Source organism: Bacillus sp. N5-665 (assembly GCF_022637375.2).
In the GTDB taxonomy this organism is placed as follows: domain Bacteria; phylum Bacillota; class Bacilli; order Bacillales; family Bacillaceae_G; genus Bacillus_A; species Bacillus_A wiedmannii.
This window is the reverse complement of record NZ_CP093325.1, coordinates 418,007-438,905: the sequence shown is the minus strand read 5'-3', so window position 1 is coordinate 438,905 and position 20,899 is coordinate 418,007. Positions and strand designations below refer to the sequence as shown.

The 20,899-nt window shown below is 35.2% G+C and carries 17 protein-coding genes; 7 read left to right on the top strand and 10 right to left on the bottom strand.

Annotated features, from left to right (window positions below; translation table 11 throughout):
* Window positions 1-32 precede the first annotated feature (32 nt).
* Both MNO09_RS04410 and MNO09_RS04405 read right to left on the bottom strand, forming a co-directional pair.
* Window positions 33-1,232, bottom strand: coding sequence for a cation:proton antiporter (locus tag MNO09_RS04410; protein WP_000380223.1), 1,200 nt, complete (start codon window positions 1,230-1,232; stop codon window positions 33-35).
* On the bottom strand, window positions 1,233-1,730 hold the full coding sequence (locus tag MNO09_RS04405) for a cation:proton antiporter regulatory subunit (RefSeq protein ID WP_001026069.1): 498 nt from the start codon (window positions 1,728-1,730) through the stop codon (window positions 1,233-1,235).
* Between the two features lie 409 nt (window positions 1,731-2,139).
* On the opposite strand from MNO09_RS04405, the gene MNO09_RS04400 reads away from it, so the two are divergent.
* The 3 genes from MNO09_RS04400 (at window position 2,140) to MNO09_RS04390 (ending at window position 4,937) form a co-directional block, all read left to right on the top strand.
* Window positions 2,140-3,573, top strand: a complete 1,434-nt coding sequence (locus tag MNO09_RS04400) for an alanine/glycine:cation symporter family protein (RefSeq protein ID WP_000227579.1) — start codon at window positions 2,140-2,142, stop codon at window positions 3,571-3,573.
* A gap of 213 nt (window positions 3,574-3,786) precedes the next feature.
* On the top strand, window positions 3,787-4,227 hold the full coding sequence (locus MNO09_RS04395; RefSeq protein ID WP_001041898.1) for a Dps family protein: 441 nt from the start codon (window positions 3,787-3,789) through the stop codon (window positions 4,225-4,227).
* A gap of 512 nt (window positions 4,228-4,739) precedes the next feature.
* Complete coding sequence (locus MNO09_RS04390) at window positions 4,740-4,937, top strand: hypothetical protein (protein ID WP_000656338.1); 198 nt, start codon at window positions 4,740-4,742, stop codon at window positions 4,935-4,937.
* Window positions 4,938-4,953: 16 nt separating this feature from the next.
* On the opposite strand, the gene MNO09_RS04385 is transcribed toward MNO09_RS04390, so the two are convergent.
* On the bottom strand, window positions 4,954-5,235 hold the full coding sequence (locus tag MNO09_RS04385; RefSeq protein WP_000390919.1) for a hypothetical protein: 282 nt from the start codon (window positions 5,233-5,235) through the stop codon (window positions 4,954-4,956).
* Between the two features lie 118 nt (window positions 5,236-5,353).
* Window positions 5,354-5,932, bottom strand: coding sequence for an LOG family protein (locus MNO09_RS04380; protein WP_001225727.1), 579 nt, complete (start codon window positions 5,930-5,932; stop codon window positions 5,354-5,356).
* 73 nt (window positions 5,933-6,005) lie between these two features.
* On the opposite strand from MNO09_RS04380, the gene MNO09_RS04375 reads away from it, so the two are divergent.
* From MNO09_RS04375 to MNO09_RS04365, 3 genes are all read left to right on the top strand, one after another.
* Complete coding sequence (locus MNO09_RS04375) at window positions 6,006-6,329, top strand: MazG nucleotide pyrophosphohydrolase domain-containing protein (protein ID WP_000355764.1); 324 nt, start codon at window positions 6,006-6,008, stop codon at window positions 6,327-6,329.
* 53 nt (window positions 6,330-6,382) lie between these two features.
* The gene (locus MNO09_RS04370; protein WP_000949397.1) at window positions 6,383-6,889 is read left to right on the top strand and encodes a ferritin; all 507 of its coding nucleotides are present in this window, start codon (window positions 6,383-6,385) and stop codon (window positions 6,887-6,889) included.
* A gap of 147 nt (window positions 6,890-7,036) precedes the next feature.
* A complete protein-coding gene (locus MNO09_RS04365; protein WP_001076372.1) occupies window positions 7,037-8,206 on the top strand; it encodes a DUF418 domain-containing protein in 1,170 nt (389 codons plus the stop codon).
* A gap of 43 nt (window positions 8,207-8,249) precedes the next feature.
* Here MNO09_RS04365 and MNO09_RS04360 read toward each other — a convergent pair whose 3' ends face one another.
* The 4 genes from MNO09_RS04360 to MNO09_RS04345 all read right to left on the bottom strand — a co-directional run bounded on the left by MNO09_RS04360 (window position 8,250) and on the right by MNO09_RS04345 (window position 14,540).
* Window positions 8,250-9,431, bottom strand: coding sequence for a NupC/NupG family nucleoside CNT transporter (locus MNO09_RS04360; RefSeq protein WP_000706847.1), 1,182 nt, complete (start codon window positions 9,429-9,431; stop codon window positions 8,250-8,252).
* Between the two features lie 355 nt (window positions 9,432-9,786).
* Window positions 9,787-10,968 carry a NupC/NupG family nucleoside CNT transporter gene (locus tag MNO09_RS04355; RefSeq protein WP_000673848.1) on the bottom strand — a complete coding sequence of 394 codons (1,182 nt, stop codon included), beginning with the start codon at window positions 10,966-10,968 and terminating at the stop codon, window positions 9,787-9,789.
* Between the two features lie 365 nt (window positions 10,969-11,333).
* Window positions 11,334-12,776: an alanine/glycine:cation symporter family protein gene (locus tag MNO09_RS04350; protein WP_088107467.1), complete on the bottom strand. Its 1,443-nt coding sequence runs from the start codon at window positions 12,774-12,776 to the stop codon at window positions 11,334-11,336.
* Between the two features lie 333 nt (window positions 12,777-13,109).
* On the bottom strand, window positions 13,110-14,540 hold the full coding sequence (locus tag MNO09_RS04345; RefSeq protein WP_001022949.1) for an alanine/glycine:cation symporter family protein: 1,431 nt from the start codon (window positions 14,538-14,540) through the stop codon (window positions 13,110-13,112).
* A gap of 299 nt (window positions 14,541-14,839) precedes the next feature.
* Here MNO09_RS04345 and MNO09_RS04340 point away from each other — a divergent pair, with 299 nt between their 5' ends.
* Window positions 14,840-15,478 (top strand): NAD(P)-dependent oxidoreductase, encoded by a 639-nt coding sequence (locus tag MNO09_RS04340; protein WP_000689918.1) that lies wholly within the window; start codon window positions 14,840-14,842, stop codon window positions 15,476-15,478.
* Window positions 15,479-15,520: 42 nt separating this feature from the next.
* Here the strand turns inward: MNO09_RS04340 and MNO09_RS04335 are convergent, their stop codons facing one another.
* On the bottom strand, window positions 15,521-19,318 hold the full coding sequence (locus MNO09_RS04335) for a putative mucin/carbohydrate-binding domain-containing protein (RefSeq protein WP_241950092.1): 3,798 nt from the start codon (window positions 19,316-19,318) through the stop codon (window positions 15,521-15,523).
* Between the two features lie 570 nt (window positions 19,319-19,888).
* Complete coding sequence (locus MNO09_RS04330) at window positions 19,889-20,818, bottom strand: thioester domain-containing protein (protein ID WP_001022616.1); 930 nt, start codon at window positions 20,816-20,818, stop codon at window positions 19,889-19,891.
* Between the last annotated feature and the right edge of the window lie 81 nt (window positions 20,819-20,899).

Here is a 20,899-nt window from a genome sequence, read left to right as displayed (position 1 = left end):
AGTAAATATCTTGTACTTTTATTTTTTTAAAATTAGTTAGTCTTCGTATCCCACTTAAAGATTTTATTTAAAAATTTATATACATTCTTTGACTCTTTCGTCAGAAGTGGACCTAAGATCGATAGTATAAGCACGTATAGTGCCGAGAATGGTTTCAAGACTGACATTAAACCACCGGCGATGCCGATATTGGCCATAATGATGGAGAATTCTCCTCTTGAAACAATTGTTAATCCAATATTTGTTGACGCTTTATGAGATAACCCAGCTTGTCGCCCTGCAATCATTCCTGCAACAAAGTTTCCGATGATTGTAAGAAGGACAGCACCTAACGTTAACCATATCGCTCCGCCTAATGAAAACGGATCAATGCTTAATCCGAAACTGAAGAAGAAAATAGCTCCGAAAAAGTCTCTAAATGGAACAACAAGATGTTCAATTCTGTCACTATGCTCTGTCTCAGAGAAAACTAATCCTAAAAGAAGTGCTCCAATTGCTTCGGCAACGTGAATTGTTTCCGAGAAACCTGCAATAAAGAATAACGAAGCAAATACTACAATAATGAAAATTTCATCTGAACTAATATTGAGCAATTTATTTAATAAAGGCGTCGCCTTTCTAGCTACAATAAAGAATAGAAGCATGTATCCTAAAGCAATTCCAATTGAAGTAAGAGCACCTAGGAAGGAAGCATGATCTCCTAGAACTAAACCAGATACGACTGATAAATATACAGCAAGGAATATATCTTCAAACATAATAATTCCTAAAATTAATTCGGTTTCATTATTACCAGTTCTTCTTAAATCCACTAACACTTTAGCAACGATAGCACTAGAAGAAATCGTAATAATACCCGCAATAATTAAAATTTCTAGTAAAGGGAATCCCATTATAAATCCGTATAATAATCCAAGTGAAAAGTTAATTAAAATATAGATTGTTCCGCCAATCGCAATGGAACGTCCAGATTTAATTAGTTTTTTCATCGAGAACTCTAGTCCTAGGTAGAACAGAAGGAACAGAACGCCAATCCGTCCAAGGAAGGAAATTACACTCGCACTTTCAATAAATTTGAGATCGATAACACCTATTGTCGGTGCGTGCGGTCCTACTAACATTCCAAGAACAATTAGAAAAGGAATTACTGAAAATTTAAATTTCCCAGCAATTACCGCCGCAATTGCTACTAAAACTAAAGCTGTACCAACTTCAAAAATTAACGTATCCATCTAGTCAGTCCCCCTATTCGAAAGTAACTCATTAATAATTTTTTTAATTTCTTCTCTCTCACCTGAAACTACAAGCATATCGCCTTCTTCAATTACCGTTTCTGGTCCTGGATTGAATAGCTTTTTCATATTCTTTTTCATAACTGCAATAATCGTTACGCTATATGTTTTTCTTATTTCAAGGTCGCCAATTGTTTTTCCGATTGCCGGAGCTGCATTCTCCACTTTAAACCACTCAATTGCTAAACCTTCAAAGACCATTTCAACATTTTCTAATGCTCTAGGTTTGTATACCATTCCACCTAATATTGCTGCAATTTGTCTCGCCTCTGAGTCACGTAATGAAATACTTGAGATACTTTCTTCATGATCTGAATCAAAATGATACATTTCTCTACGCCCATCATCATGAATGACAATCACCATCTTTTCGTTACCTTTCGTAACGATTTGAAACTTATAACCAATACCCGGAAGTTCACTTTCTCTAATATTCATATTTAGCTCCTCCATAACTTCTTTATTTTAATTTTCTGTTTTTCTGTCTTTTGTTCATCCAATCAACTTTAGAAATTCTAACCATTCAGGATACCTATGACTTGGAAATCTTTTATTGTAATAATAAGTGGCTCCTAAAAAAATACTTAAAGATGTAATGATAAAAAACATATTACTTCTCATTTTCAAACTCTTAAGGCTTATATTCAATAAAGATTCTTCTTTCAAATTATCCCCTCTTTCTCGTTTTAAATTTAGTTTTTTAAAATGTAAATAATTCTAAAAATATTACGATGTAACATAATCATAACACAATATACGTTTATGTAACATAATTTTTTAGAAAAATTGATTCTCGTATATTTTTTGCATATAATTTTCTTATTACGGAAAAAAGGAAGTGTATTATATGGTTGATATCTTTAGCAGATTCCTTGAGGTAACGAATAATATTTTATGGTCATATATTCTTATTGCAATGCTAATCGGCTTCGGTCTTTATTTCTCTTTCAAATTAAAATTCGTCCAAATTACTCATTTCGGTGAGATGGTCAGTTTAATTAGTAAAGGGTTTAATCGAAAAGAAAAAAAGAAAGATAGCATCTCTCCATTCCAAGCATTTTGCTTAAGTGCAGCGGCACGTATCGGTATCGGAAACTTAGCTGGTGTAGCATTAGCCATTTCAATGGGTGGACCCGGCGCAATATTTTGGATGTGGTTTATCGCTATCCTTGGAGCAGCTACTAGTTTCGTAGAATGTACGCTCGCACAAATTTATAAAGTAAAAGATGGAAGCAGGTTCCGTGGTGGGCCAGCATATTACATGGAAAAAGGATTAAACAAGCGCTGGATGGGTGTTTGGTTCTCACTTCTTATTACAGTTGCGTACGGATTAATTTTCAATTCTGTACAAGCAAATACAGTAACAATAGCGTTTGAAAATGCTTTTGGACTAGAGCGAACGATCGTAGGAGCTCTATTAGCTTTATTAGTTGCAGTTATTATTTTTGGTGGTATTAAGAGCATTTCACGTATTACAGAAATGATTGTCCCTCCAATGGCGATCATTTATATCGGTGTGGCTATTTTTGTCGTAATTAACAACTTCAATATGTTACCAAGCATTTTTACAGAAATATTTAACAGCGCATTTGGTTTAGACCAAGCTATCGCTGGTGGTATTGGAGCAGCAATCAAATTCGGAATTCAGCGCGGTTTATTCGCGACAGAAGCAGGTATGGGTAGCTCCCCTAACGCAGCAGCAACATCAGATGTATCTCACCCTGTAAAACAAGGACTTGTTCAAGCATTAGGTGTTTTCGTAGATACATTCTTAGTATGTACATCAACAGCGTTTATCGTATTATGTTCTGGACTTTACAAAGGATCGAATTTAGAAGGTATTGAATTAACACAACGAGCATTAAGTTCACAAATTGGACCGTGGGCAAGCACTTTCTTAGCGATTATTATTTTCCTATTCGCTTTCAGTTCTTTACTAGGAAACTACTATTATGGTGAAACAAACATCGCATTCATTAAAGAAAGCAAAACATGGTTACTGATTTATCGTGTTGCAGTTGTCGGAATGGTGTTCTTCGGATCTATCGCTGCCCTTCAAACGGTTTGGAGTTTAGCTGATTTCTTTATGGGACTAATGGTATTCACAAACTTAATTGCCATCTCATTCCTTAGCAAGTTTGCATACGCAGCCTTATTAGACTATATAAAGCAAAAGAAACAAGGAAAAGATCCTGTCTTCGTTGCAAGTTCTATCCCTGGCTTACAGAATACAGAGTGCTGGGATGGACAGGATGTAGAAGAGAAGCAAAAGGCTGTATAATAATTAAAAGCGGATGTGGCTCGTTTAGAACAAGAGCTATATATCAAACAAAATCCCTATTACTCCACAGTAATAGGGATTTTTATTTATAACAGTTCATAATTTGTTCAAATTAATTCCAGCAAAAGGGTTGATTTATACAAATTACTAGATTATAATAATTATAAATTAGTAATTGATATAACATAACAACTCAAAAGGAGATTGATCATAATGAACAAACAAGTAATCGAAGTATTAAACAAACAAGTAGCAGACTGGAGCGTTTTATTCACAAAATTACACAACTTCCATTGGTACGTAAAAGGACCTCAATTCTTCACATTACACGAGAAATTCGAAGAACTTTACACAGAATCAGCTACTCACATCGACGAAATTGCAGAACGCATTTTAGCAATTGGCGGCAAACCAGTAGCAACAATGAAAGAATACTTAGAACTATCTTCTATTCAAGAAGCAGCATACGGCGAAACTGCAGAAGGAATGGTTGAATCAATCATGAAAGACTACGAAATGATGCTAGTCGAACTGAAAAAAGGCATGGAAATCGCTCAAAACTCTGATGACGAAATGACATCTGACCTACTACTAGGCATCTACACAGAACTAGAAAAACACGCTTGGATGCTACGCGCGTTCTTGAATCAATAATAGATTTTAAAGCGGAGGTGACTTGCTCAGAACAAGAGGGCATTGGAGCTCCTGACGAAGAGGCGCTTTTTGCCTCACAGGAAGGCGCGAAATGACCGACTGTTCTAGTCACCGGAGCTAGATAGATTAAAAGCGGAAGCGGCTCGTTCAGAACAGGAGGGTGTTGGAACTCCTGATTACGAGGCGCTTTTTGCCTCGAATGAAGGAGTGAAACAACCGACTGTTCTAGCCGCTGGAGCTGGATATCATAAAAAGCGGAAGCGGCTCGTTCAGAGTCGCTTTTTTTCTATGGGGATTGTCGTACGTTCTGGTACATGAAATTATATCAGCGATTTTCTAATTATATCGACTTACCGACAAATCACGACAATATTAGCCCCCTCTCCTCTACTTTTATCAATATATTACAATCTCTTTTATGTTAAAATATAGGTAACATCCTTTAGTAAAATAGATCCAAAAAAGCTTTTCCATATTCATCATTTACTACTTAAATGGCGGGAGTGGTTCAGTTGAAAGACTACTTAATTAGAGCATTTTTTGCGTTAATAACAGTTGGGGTTCTCTTACTTATAGCTAATATTTTCAATATACGTGTCGAGGTTAAAGACTATGCTTTCCTCGTTGTTGTAGCAATTGGTGGCGGCTGGGGTGGCTGGTATCTGTATAAAAAACAAAGTAATCAAAGTGATAAAGGCATTCCAAAGTAATACGGAATGCCTTCTTTTATTGCCGTCTATAATAAATAATAAAATTCAAACCGCTAATACAGCCAATCGCAATAAACATGCTAAAACTCTGTGCATCCCCAGCTAGACTATACTCATCAACGATAAACCCCGACATAAACAATGTTATTGCGGCAACACCGATACACAATATCGAAATAAACCAAAGCGAAAATTCATTAATTAGCTTTTTCTTCTGTGTTGAAACAATTAGCATAACAAGAATAGATGCTGCTAATATACTTTTAAAAACAGGACGTAAATACACAAACTCCTCCATCTATTTCTCCTTTTCCAAAAACATTATATCTCAACATTAACATATTTAACCAAATTAAAAACACATGCCTTTTCAAAGTAAAATGACATGTGTTTCCAAAAATATCTATAAAATTGTATTATGATAGCTGCTTCCACTTCGTTCCTAAAACAGGACGCTCATAATTTTGGATTGCATGAATTAGTTTATCTGCCGTCTCAGCTGAAACGATCAACTCTTTATTTGATGGATTCATAAATCCTTCTTCTTCTGCACGTTCAACCATTTGCAGAATTGGTCCATAAAAGCCTTTTATGTTCAATAAACCAACCGGCTTATTATGTATACCAATTTGCGACCAACATACTACTTCAAATAGCTCTTCAAACGTTCCGTATCCGCCTGGTAATGCAATAAAAGCATCCGCAAGTTCTGCCATTTTCGCTTTACGTTCGTGCATCGTTTCTACTTCAATTAATTCTGTTAGCCCTGTATGAACAATTTCTCCTCGGAATAGACCGCGTGGCATAACACCTGTTACACGTCCGCCTAAGCGAAGAACTTCGTTTGCCACTTCTCCCATTAATCCAACGCAAGAACCACCGTATACAAGCTCATAATCGTTCTCAACAAACATTTTTCCTAACGCTATTGCCTGCTCTTTAAATTCTGGTCTCTCCCCTAAGTTGGAACCTGCAAACACACAAATCTTTCTCATTCCTACACCCCGAAACTATATATTGTTATGATACAATGAACATTGTACAACATATTGAAGGGATGAGGAAGAAATGGATATCGTCGCATTTCAAAGGTGGGTGGAGGAATTTTACGAAAAACGAAGCTGGTCACAGTATAATTCCTTTATTCGCTTAAATTTCTTAACAGAGGAAGTTGGAGAAGTTTCACGCGTTGTTCGCGCAATCGAAATTGGCCGTGATCGTCCTGACGAAAAAGTGAAAACAGAAGAAGAACTAAAACAAGAGTTAAAAGAAGAACTTGGTGATGTACTATCTAATCTTATTATTCTTTCACAAAAATATGATTTAGATTTACAAGACATTATGGAGGCTCACGTCACAAAGCTTTCGAAAAGGTTCGAAGTATCCAAATGAGAATATTATCAATTATGGTATAATATTCTTGTCACAATACTAAGGGGGATTTTATGTTATCTAAAAAATTGCACGACGCATTAAACGATCAAATGAACTTTGAATTTTACTCTGCCCACGCTTATATGGCAATGGCTGCTTACTGTACATCTGAGAGCTATGATGGATTCGCTAACTTTTTCCTTGTACAAGCTGAAGAAGAACGTTTCCACGCAATGAAGCTTTACAACTACATTAATGACCGCGGTGAGCGCGCTATTATTACTGGATTTGATAATCCAAATAACGTATATGAATCTGTACTGAACGCTTTTGAAGTAGCACTTGAGCACGAGCGTGAAGTAACGAAGCGTATTTACAACTTATCTGATATCGCTTGGGATGAGCGTGAGCATGCAACAATTACATTCTTAAAATGGTTCGTCGATGAGCAAGTAGAAGAAGAATCTTCATTCGATAGCATCATCCAAAAATTAAAACGTATTACAAGCGATTCAAACGCACTATTTATGCTAGATGCTGAATTAGAGAAACGTACATTTACGCCTCCAGCTGAATAGTATTTCAATCACCTTAATGAATGTATTAAGGTGATTTTTTATTTTCTCTTTAGCTTAAAATCACCTTAAATTTCCTCGTATTTGACATAGTGCCAACTATAAAATGGTATTATTTTCAATATAAAATAATATAAAAGGAGAGAAAAAATGAATCAACGTGTAGAAGTTGTTGATGCAATGCGTGGTTTTGCTTTATTTGGTATTTTACTTGTTAATATAACATTAATTCAATTCGGGTTCTTCGCTAATGAAAAACCATCCTATATATTTGGCGGACTCGATAAAGGTGCTAATTGGTTTATTCAATTTTTTGGCACACAAAATTTCATTTCTTTATTCTCTTTTTTATTTGGTCTTAGCATTATTTTGTTACAAAAAAGCATTGTCGCAAAAGGAAAAAAGTTTTCCCCTACATATTTACGTCGTATTCTTATTCTTTTACTACTAGGTTTTATTCACGGCGTGCTCATTTGGTCCGGGGATATTTTATTCTCATATGGCCTCATCGGGATTTTCTTACTGATGTTTATAAACAGAAAGCCAAAAACATTATTAATTTGGGCAACTATTCTACTCGCACTCCTTACACTTATGACTTATTCAACTGACCCAAATACAAATGTTACTGATTTTGCTCCTTATATTGAAAAAGAACATAAAGTCCATGAGACTGGAAGCTATATGGATCATGTCAACTTTAGGTTAACTGAAAATCCTTTCGAATATATAGGCATTGACGGTTTCTTCGGATTAACCTTTATAACACTTTTCACACTCATTTTCCTATCTCCACTCTTCTTAATCGGTATGTACGTAGGAAAAAAAGGATGGTTATTTGAGATTGATAAGCATATCTCTGCTGTCAAAAAGGTCTGGATTCTTACTTGTATTTTCTCTTTTACAATCAAAACTTCAGCTATGTTCATTAAACATCCTATTTTACTTATGTTACAGGACGGCCTTACACCAGTAACCATGACCTTCTTTTACGGAAGCACAATTATTTTATTATTCCATTACAAAAAAGCAACCCGTCTACTAACATATATGGCCAATATGGGAAAAATGTCGGTTAGTAATTACTTAGCCCAGTCTATTATCACAACAACAATTTTTTACGCATACGGCTTTGGCTTATTCGGTAAAATAGGATATTTCTTCGGTATTCTTTTAACGATTGGAATCTATACAATTCAATTATTTGTTAGCACATATTGGCTGCGAAAATATCGAATGGGTCCTGTTGAGTATATATGGAGGCTTGGAACTTATTTGGAGAAACCACAATTTAAAAGAGACTTAGATAGAGCAAGTTAAATAAAAAAGCAATGAGCCTACGCTCATTGCTTCTCTTAATTTATTAAAGCATAACCCCAACGATAATCGCTGATAATATACTTACTAACGTTGCACCGTATACAAGTTTTAATCCGAATGAAGATACAACGTTTGCTTGTTTGCCATCGATACTCTTCGTTGCACCTGCGATAATTCCGATTGATGAGAAATTTGCAAATGATACAAGGAAGATAGATAAAATACCTACTGTACGAGCTGATAAATCACCAGCTACTTTTCCAAGGTCAAGCATTGCAACGAATTCGTTCGTTACTAATTTCGTTGCCATAATTTGTCCTGCCGTTAGCATCTCTGATGTTGGAATACCCATTACGAATGCTAATGGTGAGAAGACATATCCTAAAATGCTTTGGAATGTGATTCCAAAAATTGAATCGAATACACCGTTAATTGCTGTAATTAATGCTACGAAACCGATTAACATCGCCGCTACTGTTACAGCGATAGAGAAACCAAGCATAATATATTCGCCTAACATTTCAAAGAATGTTTGTTTTTTATCTTCTTGTAATTCTAAAATATCGTCTTCTTCTTTCACTTCATATGGATTAATAATATGAACGATAATGAATCCACTAAATAAGTTTAATACAAGTGCTGTTACTACATATTTTGGATCAATCATTTTCATGTAAGAACCGACGATTGACATCGATACTGTTGACATGGAAGATGCACAAAGTGTGTATAAACGATTTTTCGGTAATTTGCTTAGTTGATCTTTTACTGTAATGAATACTTCACCTTGACCAACGATTGCAGCTGCTACTGCATTATATGATTCTAGTTTTCCTAAGCCGTTAATTTTACTTAATAGGAAACCGACTGCACGAATGATAATTGGTAATACTTTAATGTGTTGTAAGATCCCGATTAATACTGCTAAGAAAATAATTGGTAATAATACTGTTAAGAAGAATGGTGCTTGTCCATCATTTGCTAGACCACCAAATACGAAATTAACCCCTGCTTCCGCAAATTTTAAAATAGCTCCAAACCCATCTGCAATCCCTTTTACTAATACAAATCCGACCTTTGTATTTAGTAAGAAATACGCAAGTACCAATTGAATGACAAGCATAAGTGCAATTGGTTTATATTTAATTTTCTTACGATCTGAACTGATAAGGAACCCTAGTACAAATACTACAAGTAAACCGACTAGAAACATTACGATCTTCATATGTGAATCCTCCACTTCTCCCACGAATTATCGGTCGTATAACGTATAACGAATGACGTCTGACCATTGATGTTAAAAAAATTTAAAACCCCTAAATATTATTCAACTGTTTTCTAAAATCAGTAAGCGTTTACATAAATTGCAATTTATAAAAGGTAGCTTCTTCTCTCCTACCATACTTGAAAGTCTGAAATTGATACCACCTACAAATCAAATTGTAAGCGTTATCTAGGCGAAATGCAATATAAATTTTAAAAGATTTTTATATGTTAATATATTCCTAATTAATTGGTTTTTTCATGCAAATTTACCAAAAAAAAATAGCCCTAGCTATGAGCTAGAGCCATCCTTTTTTTTATAACATAACACCAACGATAATCGCTGATAGAATACTTACTAATGTCGCACCGTACACAAGGCGTAGACCGAATGATGATACAACATTTGATTGGTTTTCATCGATACCTTTCGTTGCACCTGCGATAATTCCGATTGATGAGAAGTTCGCAAATGATACAAGGAATACAGAAAGAATACCAACTGTACGAGCTGATAAATCACCAGCTACTTTTCCAAGATCCAGCATCGCAACAAACTCATTTGATACTAATTTTGTTGCCATAATTTGTCCAGCTGTTACCATCTCTGCTTGCGGGATACCCATTACGAATGCTAATGGTGAGAAAATGTATCCTAAAATAGCTTGGAATGTAATACCGAACATTGAATCAAACAAGCTATTAATTGCTGTAATTAATGCTACGAAACCAAGTAACATTGCCGCTACTGTAATCGCGATTGTGAAACCAAGCATAATATATTCACTTAGCATTTCAAAGAATGACTGTTTTTTCTTATTTTCTAATTTCAGTGTATCTTCTTCTTCTGTAATATCGTACGGGTTAATAATATGAATAATAATGAAACCACTAAATAAATTTAATACAAGTGCTGTTACTACATATTTCGGTTCGATCATTTTCATATAAGAACCTACGATTGACATTGATACTGTCGACATGGAAGATGCACATAATGTATATAAACGATGTTTTGGGATTTTACTTAATTGATCTTTCACTGTAATAAATACTTCCGCTTGCCCAACAATGGCAGCTGCTACTGCGTTATATGATTCTAGTTTTCCTAGACCATTTACTTTACTTAGCGCAGTACCAATAGCACGAATAAATATCGGTAAAATTTTAAAGTGTTGCAGAATTCCGATTAAAACGGCAAAGAATACGATTGGTAATAACGCCGTTAAGAAGAATGAAACCTCTCCTTTATTAACAAGACCGCCAAATACGAAAACGATTCCAGCTTCCGCATATCCAAGAAGCGCGCCAAATCCATCTGAAATTCCTTTTACTAAAATATAACCAACTTGCGTATTTAATAAGAAATAACTTAACGCTAGCTGAATAACAAGCATAATTGCGATTGGTTTATACTTAATCTTCTTTCGATCGGCACTTATAAGAAAACCGAGTACGAATACAACGAGCAATCCTACAAGAAACATAACAAACTTCATTAATAAAATCCTCCATTTAACTCTTCATTAACGTTGAACGTCTGACCATTCAAAATAAGAAATAATCCGAACTTTCCATTTCTCCTCTAAAACCTTCAATCGGATAGGAAAGATCATAAAATCTCTTGTTTCAAAGGCATTTTCCATTCTAACACAAATCACAACTCATATCCGCACTTTTCTTAAAAAAATTACATTTTATTATAAAACGTTCATGAATGTTCGTCTTTTACATTATATAGCGAAACTTTAATCAATATCATCCCCACTGATTATTAGCCCGTATCAATCGAGAGTTTTACTGTTCACAAATAGCAGGATAAAACAAAAAAATGAGCATCAAGTTTCACTTGATGCTCACCTCATTATACTGCTTTTTCTTTATCAGCTACTGCTGGCTTATCCCAGCACTCTGTATTGTTCAAACCTGGAATAGACTCCGCATAGAATACTGGATCTTTTCCTTGTTTCTTTTGCTTAACGTAATCTGATAATGCCGCGAAAGCATACTTAGAAAGAAATACGATCGCCACTAAGTTAATAACAGCCATAATCCCCATAAATAAATCTGCTAAATCCCAAACGATTTGAATTGTTGCTACAGATCCTAAAACAACCATACCAAGTACAGCAATGCGGTATGCATTTAATAACACTTTACTTCCATTTAAGAATTCAATATTCGTTTCACCATAGTAGTAGTTACCTACTAATGAACTAAATGCAAACAAGAAGATTGCAACTGCTACAAATATAGACGCCCACGGTCCGATATGTTGGCTTAATGCTTGCTGCGTTAATTGAATACCATTTAGATCAGCTGCATTATGCACATCTGATAAAAGAATGATAAATGCTGTACAACTACAAATTAATAATGTATCTGTAAATACCCCTAAAGTTTGAATGAAACCTTGTTTAACTGGGTGCGTTACGTTTGCAGTCGCAGCTGCGTTCGGCGCACTACCCATACCTGCTTCATTTGAGAATAATCCACGTTTTACCCCTAGTAAAATCGCAGCTCCTAATCCCCCACCTACTACTTCTTTAATTCCGAAAGCATGTAAGAAAATTTCTTTAAATACATACGGAATTGCCGTAATGTTTGTTACAACAACGAATAATGCCACTGCTACATATATAATTGCCATTACTGGAACAATCATTTCAACCGCACGTGCAATACGTTTTACTCCGCCGAAGATAATGATTGCAAGTAAACCAGCCATAAACAGACCTACAAACTTACCATCTGTGTTAAATGCTCCATCAAAAGCCGCCGCTACTGTGTTTGACTGCACGGCGTTGAAAATTAATCCGAAACTAACTGTTATTAGAACAGAGAAGACAACTCCTAGCCAGCGTTTCTTTAAACCCTTTTCCATATAATACGCTGGACCACCACGGAATGCATTCCCATCTTTTACTTTATAAATTTGCGCTAATGTGCTCTCTACAAATGCAGAAGCACCCCCAATTACCGCAATTAACCACATCCAAAATACCGCTCCTGGTCCACCTGCTGAGATTGCGATAGCTACACCAGCTAAGTTACCAGTACCTACACGAGATGCTGTACTCATACAAAAAGCCTGGAACGATGATACACCGCTCTTCTCTTTTTGAGCTTTCCTCGTTTTCGAACTTGCCCCATCCCCAAGCAAACGAATCATTTCACCGAAGTAACGAACTTGGACAAATTTCACACGAAATGAAAAGTAAAGCCCTAACCCAATTAACATCGCAATAATGACATATGACCAAAGGACATTATTTACATCCCCAATTACCTTAGCTAAAAAATCCATAATTGCATTACCCCCTCTTCCTAACAATAAGAAAATTATATTCTAAAAACTTTTAGTAATCAAGAACTTTATGTTAGGTTTTATAACATGGGTGCGTTAAACTTCTTAACATATATGTTTTTTTACGTAAAAATATAACCAGTACGTGCATTTATCCAATACTCAATCACTCATCCCATTCGACCGGTCATACTTTTAAGACAGTGCGTTCTCTACAAATAACGAGAGGAATGAACAAACAAAAATTATATTACTAATTACCTCTCACCCTTTTCATCATTTACTACAACAAAAAAGGCGAGCATCGAATTTATCTCGATGCTCACCTTTTCATTACACTGCTTTTTCTTTATCCGTTACCGTCGGCTTATCCCAACACTCTGTATTCGTTAAACCAGGAATAGAATCTGCACTGAAGACTGGATCTTTCCCTTGTTTCTTTTGCCTTACATAGTCCGCCAATGCAGCGTATGCAAATCGTCCAAGAAGTGTAATCGCAATTAAGTTTGTGATTACCATTAGTCCCATAAATAAATCCGCCATATTCCATACAACTTGAAGCGTCGCAACAGAACCAAATAATACCATTCCCACTACCGCAATACGGTAAATCGTTAACCAAGTTTTACTTTGTTTAATGAATTCAATGTTCGTTTCACCATAATAGTAGTTTCCTAGAAGTGAACTGAAAGCGAATAAGAAAATAATAATCGCCAAGAAGCTACTTGCCCACGAACCAATTTGTGAACTTAACGCAACTTGCGTTAATTCAATACCTTCTAAATTTGTTGCTTTATATGCACCAGAACATAGTACGATAAATGCTGTTGATGTACATACTAAAAATGTATCTACTAATACTCCAATTGTTTGAATAAATCCTTGTTTCGCTGGATGTGTTACATCCGCTGTTGCTGCCGCGTTCGGCGCACTACCCATACCTGCTTCATTCGCAAATAATCCACGCTGAATACCATATTTCATCGCAGCACCAATACCGCCACCTACAGCTGAATCTAAACCGAATGCACCTTTAAAGATTTCTGTAAACATGTCCGGTATTAAATAATAATTTTTAATAACAACGAAAATTGCTACTGCAATATAAATAAGTGCCATTGGCGGAACGATCATTTCAGACATACGCGCGATACTTTTCACGCCACCAAAAATAATAACCGCAACTAATACTGCTAATACAATCCCAACAACGTAACGCTCAATACCAAAAGCGTTTTTAAATGCTAATGTAACTGTATTTGCTTGTACGGAGTTGAAAATTAATCCGTAACTAATTGTAATAAGGATAGAGAACCAAATTCCCATCCAACGTTTATTTAAACCTTTTTCCATATAATAAGCAGGACCACCACGGAAGCCACTGCCATCTTTTATTTTATAAATTTGTGCAAGCGTACTTTCCACGAAACTTGAAGACGCTCCGACAATTGCAATAACCCACATCCAAAATACTGCTCCAGGTCCTCCCATAGAAATAGCTAACGCTACGCCCGCTAAGTTCCCGATTCCAATACGAGCTGCTGAACTCATACAGAACGCTTGGAAAGAAGATACACTACCTTTTTTACGCGTCTTTCCAGTTAATCCATCACTCATTAGTCGAACCATTTCCCCTAAATGAGTAATTTGTACGAATTTCAATTTAATAGAAAAATAAAGACCTAAACCAATTAACATTGCAATAAGAATATATGACCAAAGAATTGTATTCGTTGATGAAACAAATTGCTCTAAAATATTCATACAATTAACCCCTCCTTTTCTCCATAAAACGAATTATATTTAAAAAACATTTAAAAATCAACATTTTTCGACAATTTGCATTTTCCAAATATTAGCCAGACACGAAGTAACAATATCTTTACGACTCTCCTTCCTCTAACTGTGCATACTAAACAAAAAGTAAATCTACAAACTACCCCATTGACAAAAACAACATCCTGTAACTATAATGATTACATCAGGTTGTAACAAACCTTATTACAACAAATTCATTTACTTTCAGATATACACTTTAACAAAACACTTTGGAGGGATTTATTATGAAAATCGGAATCATCGGAGCAACTGGTAAAGCAGGAAGTCGTATTTTAAAAGAAGCATTAGATCGCGGACATGAAGTAACTGCAATCGTAAGAAACGCCGCGAAAATTACAGAAAAAAACGTAAAGGTTTTAGAGAAAGATGTTTTCTCTCTTACATCCAATGACCTACAAGCATTTGACGTAGTTGTAAATGCATTCGGCGCTCCAGCAGGAGAAGAACATCTTCACGTAGATGCAGGAAACGTACTAATTGAAGCTATGAAAGGTGCACCTAACACAAAATTACTTGTAGTTGGCGGCGCTGGAAGCTTATTTGTAGACGAAGAGAAAACAACGCGTGTATTTGATACGCCAGGTTTCCCAAATGAATACCTTGCAACAGCTCAAAACCAAGGAAAAAACTTAGAAATTCTGCAACAAACTAACGATATTACTTGGACATTCATCAGCCCTTCTGCACTATTTGCATTAGGAAAACGCACAGGCTCTTATACAGCTGGCAAAGACAACCTTCTTGTTAACGCAAAAGGTGATAGCTACGTAAGTTACGAAGACTTCGCAGTTGCAGCACTTGATGAAATCGAAAATCCGAAACACCTAAACGAACGCTTCACAGTTGTTTCTGAAGCTGAATAATACAAAAATGCGCGTAGACCCAACATCTACGCGCATTTTTTATTACAATGTTTTCTTTACTAGCTCTAATCCACTTTGAGTGATTTTAAATTCAACTTCTGTTGAAGCCACTTGTTCTGCTAACTCATTCTTTTTATACCATTTCAGACGACTTGGTTCTGCATGATACACTTTTACTACATCACCATACTCAAATGAAGTAACATTTACCTGTTCCGCAAAATTCTTTGAAGTTTCTTGCCCTTCCGCTGATATATGCTTTTTCTTATTCCCATTTTGATCATAAATCGCAAAGCCTATATACTCTTCGTTCACAAAACGATAATGAATCACATCATTCGTAAATGTTGCATGTAACTTCTTTTCATCATGATTTAACGTAATAATAGAACGTGTAACATCGGACACACCTTGATAGACTAGACTATCCCCATATGTCACTTCTACAGGAACTTCCGTCACTTTCTTATTTCCAAATCGATCTTTCGTTTCTATTTTCACTGTTTGCTGACCAATTTTTGTCGTATCTAGTTTCCCTACAAAACCTACTACTTCTCCACCCTGTACTTCAACAAATTTCTTCGCATCTAGCGTTTCGCTATTTGTTCCGATTACTACTTGCTGCGGATTTGCTTTTACTGTTTGCTCACCGTCTAATCTTTCAAATCCATTTTCAGTGATTTTGAAGACTAATTCCTTTATCTCTTTACTTTTTCCTTCGCCCACATATACATCTTTTTGATACCAATGTAAACGAGAAGATTCCGCATGATATGCTTTCACTACATCGCCATACTCAAATGCAAGTCCATTTACTTCCTTAGCAAATTCTTGCGTATTCTCTAAACCTTTTACCGCTATATTTTTCTTCACTGTTCCTTCTTTATCGTACAATGTGAATTCAAAATACTTTTCATCTTTAAAGTAATCATGAATTAGGTTCTTTGTATCTGTCGCACTCAGTTTTTTCGTATCATGATGCAAAGTTACAATTGATTTCATATCGTCGGCACCATAACTTAATCCATATACAAGTAGGCTATCTCCATATGTTACTGTTAGAGGAACTTCTGTCACTTTCTTATTTCCAAACATATCCTTCGTTTCTACTTTTACTTGTTGTTCACCGATTTTCGTTGTGTCTGGTTTTTCTACAAACCCTACTACTTCTCCACCTTTTACTTCCACAAATTTCTTCGCGTCTAACATTTCGCTATTTGTTCCGATTACTACTTTTTGTGGAACCGCTTTTACTTCTTGCAACATATCCATTCTCTCAAAACCTTTTTCTGTCACTTTGAAGAATAGTTCTTTTACTCCCTCTTTCTCACCTTGACCAGCAAAGTTATTATTTTGATACCATTTCAAACGGTCTGGTTCTGCATGAAATACTTTCACAACGTCCCCATATTCATATTGCAGTCCATTCACTTGTTCAGCAAAATTCTTTGAAGTTTCTTGTCCTTCTGCTGTTACATGTTTTTTCTCAGTTCCGTTTTGATCATATAACGTAATTCCTATATATTGTTCTTTGTTAAAATACTCATGAATTTGTTCATCCATTTCAGTCGCATGTAATTTCTTCTCTTTATGCTTTAATGTTACAACTGATGCGATTTCATTGTTATATCCTATATAAGCAATGCTATCTCCATAAATCACTTCTACAGGTACTTCCGTTACTTGCTTATTTCCAAAACGGTCTTTCGTTTCTACTTTTACTTTTTGTTCACCTAGTTTCGTTGTAATTGGTTTCTCTACAAAACCAATTACTTCTCCATCTTTTACTTCAACAAACTTCTTCGCATCTAATGCTTCGCTATTTGTTCCGATTACTACTTTTTGTGGCACAGCTTTTACTTCTTGCAAACCGTCTTTTAATTCAAATCCTTGCGGAGTAATTTTGAAAAACTTTTCTTTTTTATTCTCTGCTGGATTTACCAGTTTGTCGTTTTGATACCAACTAAAACGATCCGGTTCCGCATGAAATACTCTCACGACGTCCCCATATTGGAATTCAAACTCCTTCAATTGCGCAGCAATTTTTTTTGAACTTTCTTGTCCCTCTACAGAAATATTTTTCTTTTCATTACCTTCTTTATCGTATACTGTAATCTCTACATATTTTTCATTTTTAAATCGCTGATGCAATGCATTACCCTCGAAAACAACATCAATTTTCTTTTCATTATGAAGAAGTGCTATAACAGAATTCACTTCATCACCAAAACCTTTAATTACCATAGTATCCCCATAACGAGCATTCATTGGAACAGGAATTAAATTTTTATTCCCTTTCTCGTCTCCAATTTCTACTAATACTTCCTGTTTTCCATTCTCTAATCTAGGCCAAATAATCTTACCTGTTACTTTTACATTCTCACCTAGATTTTGAACCAGTTGACTTGCTAAATTCTCATCAAAATCCGTACCTACTACAAGGTCTTGCTCCACATTAAATGCTTCACCATATGGAACTTCATATGGCGTAACTTGTTTTTCACGAATATCGTTACTATCTGTTGCTTTCCATATTTCTTTTTCTAATTTAGGTAAATTTAATTTCTCTATTTTTTCTCTAGTCTCATCATTTGGAGTTAATCCCCACTCCTCAAAGAAAGGAACTAAATTTTGCCCCGCCACTTTTGATGTCATATAAATAAACATTTGCTTTTTCTCTTCATCAGAAGTAGGCATTTCCTCTTCAGATAACAAACGATAAGCTTGATGCAATGTAGGATAAAAATGTTCTCCATACACTACATTTAATTGCCAAAACATTGTAAGCGGATCGAACTTATCAATTATTCTTTCTTCTATAGGTCTTTCTAAATACTCAAATGATTTTTTATAATGATCCCCCATGTCTAGTTTATTCCCTAATGCTTTTTGTACTGCTAAAGAATAAATGTTAACTGTTACTTCCCCAACAGCATCCCAGTCCCAAGGCCTTTGTTGATGTAAATGTCCAACTTCATGCCATGGTCCCCAACCATCCTTTTCAAGTACTTCTAAATCCAATACTCTATTCATTACTTTTGGGATATATGCTGTACGATAATCTGTTGCGAACATATAATCATCTTCATCAGGCTTCCGTTCTTCAACAAACTGAACGTAATGATTTGGAGATTTCGCGACTCCAATACCGTCCTCAGATAATCCTGCTACTGCATTTTCCAGACGAATAATCTTATCGTGTAATTTCATTAGCTTTGTTGGATCTGTACCGTTCATATGATTTTGAACAGCATTATAACTCGCAGTAATTAAACTTCTCTCACCTTTTAATTCAACTGCATAAGGATCCTTATATTTCTTCAACATTTCATCAAAATCTTTTTTCGTATGCTTACCTAAAATAAACAAAGGAAAATGGCTACCACCATTCGTAACAGAAGCTATTACTTCCCCTTCTTTATTCATATTATAAAAATATAAAATACCACCATTCGGCGATGAAATAACATTTTTTCCCGGTTTTAAATCAAACTTTTCAGGTTCTTTTTCATCATATGATCTTGTTCCAATAAAAGCTTGAATAGACTGCGTTCCTTTTATTTCAATTGCAATCTCTTCATTTTCCTTTGCATAAATTCCAGTTGGTTCATTAGCAGAAAGATGAAAACTTACTTTTAAACGGTTTGTTTCCGCTTCTAAATCCCCTTTTCCAGGCAAATGAAACGTCCTTTGCTCAAATTTGTTCTCTTCCAAACTCCCACCTTTAACATCTTCCAAAGGCGCCGCATATCCTTTCGATGCTTCAAAAGCTACTGGCGATAATAATGTAGATATACATATTCCAGCCACTAATACCCTACTACTCTGTTTCTTCGACATAATCTGTATCCCCTGTTCCTTTATTTAGAGAAACTATCCTATATATTCATTTAATAAATAATCCTATTATTTTTATAAAAACATTTAACGAATAGACTAACACCTCGCACACCTACATCATTTACTACCGCATTCCTTTCAATGTATTCGCTTTATTACATTGTAAAAATTTTTATGTACTGTATCCTCCTCACTTCCCTCTACTTGTGATGAGTTCTCTGTCTACATAAAAAGAGAATAGTAAAAGATTTTTAGTCTTGTCATCTATACATGTATAAATACAAATAACAATAGGAACTTACATTTCCTTCATATATGACCATCTATAGGTAGTTTTTCCAACTGAATTTTACACGCTTTCTACACGGTTTGATAGCCTTTTCAATCGGAATAATGTTACAATTCCGTGAATATAATCTATTAATTGTAACGTTTGAATTTTAATATATTTATATTATTTCTAAATAGAGTTTAAACTGTATAAACAGTAATTTCATCCCACATTTAATTTTCCTAATATAATTTTATCATTCATATAAAAAAGCACTGGCAAACGCCAATGCTTTTTCTTTATCTCTTTTGATTCGGTTTATGCGGTTCATTTGGAGTGTGTGGTTTATTATTATCATGACCATTTGTTGTTTTCCAACTTACCGCTAACTCCGGACTTGTTTTTTCCTCACTACGCTCAAGTAATACAACCGCATTTTGAATTGTTGGTGTGCCTTTATGCGCAATTCCTTGTAATTTCGTTAAATTCCCTGATACTTTAAAACTAAACCCACCAGCTGGTGTTTGTTTCGGAATTAAGATGCGGAACTTTTCTCCTACATTGAATTCCGTTTTTGCTTCGCCCTTTTCATTTACAAATTTCGCGCCTTCTGGTGCACCTGTTGCTTGCACTTTATACGTTCCGCTTTTCGCATTTGTTTCTACTGTATATAAACCTGTTTCAAAGAAATCATTTTTCAACACTGCTTGTTGCTCTTCTGACGGCACGACACTCATCGTAATTTCTTGTAATTCTTCACTAGCGCTTGCCTTTGCAACGATATCTTTCGTTACCTTTTCTACATTTTTATTTCGAAAATCTAAATCATTAATATCGATTTGTTTTAATGCATTCCATACTGCAAGCTGCGTTGCATAATGCGCTTCTCTCCAATCAGAAACACCTAATTCTTGTGGGCTCTTTTGTGGATATCCATTTAATAGTACACGATACACATTAATATCCACTTTCCCCATTTCCGGTAAATCTTGACCGCTTGGAGATTTCAAATCTACATTTAAGCAAAAGGCAATTTTACCATCTGCCGTTTTAATAAGCTCTGTTCGAATTGGTTTCTTCTTTGACCTACTATAACTCCAATCCATTTCATACTTTGTATGATCCATAACTTCCGCGAATGCTTGTTGAAGTGGAAATAATAAGTTCGCAAATACAAATAAAACACTCAAAAAAGCGGCCATTAGCTTGAAAGATCTTTTTATATTCATGTTTACAACCCCTTATGAAATAACAAATTTTCTTCTGTTTATTATTTAGTTAGAAACTTTTTTTATGCATAAACAAAACAA

Excerpts from the sequence above, each read along its gene's own strand:
- MNO09_RS04410 (WP_000380223.1), bottom strand. The coding sequence starts at position 1,232 with ATGGATACGTTAATTTTTGAAGTTGGTACAGCTTTAGTTTTAGTAGCA.
- MNO09_RS04405 (WP_001026069.1), bottom strand. The coding sequence starts at position 1,730 with ATGAATATTAGAGAAAGTGAACTTCCGGGTATTGGTTATAAGTTTCAA.
- MNO09_RS04400 (WP_000227579.1), top strand. The coding sequence starts at position 2,140 with ATGGTTGATATCTTTAGCAGATTCCTTGAGGTAACGAATAATATTTTA.
- MNO09_RS04395 (WP_001041898.1), top strand. The coding sequence starts at position 3,787 with ATGAACAAACAAGTAATCGAAGTATTAAACAAACAAGTAGCAGACTGG.
- MNO09_RS04385 (WP_000390919.1), bottom strand. The coding sequence starts at position 5,235 with ATGGAGGAGTTTGTGTATTTACGTCCTGTTTTTAAAAGTATATTAGCA.
- MNO09_RS04380 (WP_001225727.1), bottom strand. The coding sequence starts at position 5,932 with ATGAGAAAGATTTGTGTGTTTGCAGGTTCCAACTTAGGGGAGAGACCA.
- MNO09_RS04375 (WP_000355764.1), top strand. The coding sequence starts at position 6,006 with ATGGATATCGTCGCATTTCAAAGGTGGGTGGAGGAATTTTACGAAAAA.
- MNO09_RS04370 (WP_000949397.1), top strand. The coding sequence starts at position 6,383 with ATGTTATCTAAAAAATTGCACGACGCATTAAACGATCAAATGAACTTT.
- MNO09_RS04365 (WP_001076372.1), top strand. The coding sequence starts at position 7,037 with ATGAATCAACGTGTAGAAGTTGTTGATGCAATGCGTGGTTTTGCTTTA.
- MNO09_RS04360 (WP_000706847.1), bottom strand. The coding sequence starts at position 9,431 with ATGAAGATCGTAATGTTTCTAGTCGGTTTACTTGTAGTATTTGTACTA.
- MNO09_RS04355 (WP_000673848.1), bottom strand. The coding sequence starts at position 10,968 with ATGAAGTTTGTTATGTTTCTTGTAGGATTGCTCGTTGTATTCGTACTC.
- MNO09_RS04350 (WP_088107467.1), bottom strand. The coding sequence starts at position 12,776 with ATGGATTTTTTAGCTAAGGTAATTGGGGATGTAAATAATGTCCTTTGG.
- MNO09_RS04345 (WP_001022949.1), bottom strand. The coding sequence starts at position 14,540 with ATGAATATTTTAGAGCAATTTGTTTCATCAACGAATACAATTCTTTGG.
- MNO09_RS04340 (WP_000689918.1), top strand. The coding sequence starts at position 14,840 with ATGAAAATCGGAATCATCGGAGCAACTGGTAAAGCAGGAAGTCGTATT.
- MNO09_RS04335 (WP_241950092.1), bottom strand. The coding sequence starts at position 19,318 with ATGTCGAAGAAACAGAGTAGTAGGGTATTAGTGGCTGGAATATGTATA.
- MNO09_RS04330 (WP_001022616.1), bottom strand. The coding sequence starts at position 20,818 with ATGAATATAAAAAGATCTTTCAAGCTAATGGCCGCTTTTTTGAGTGTT.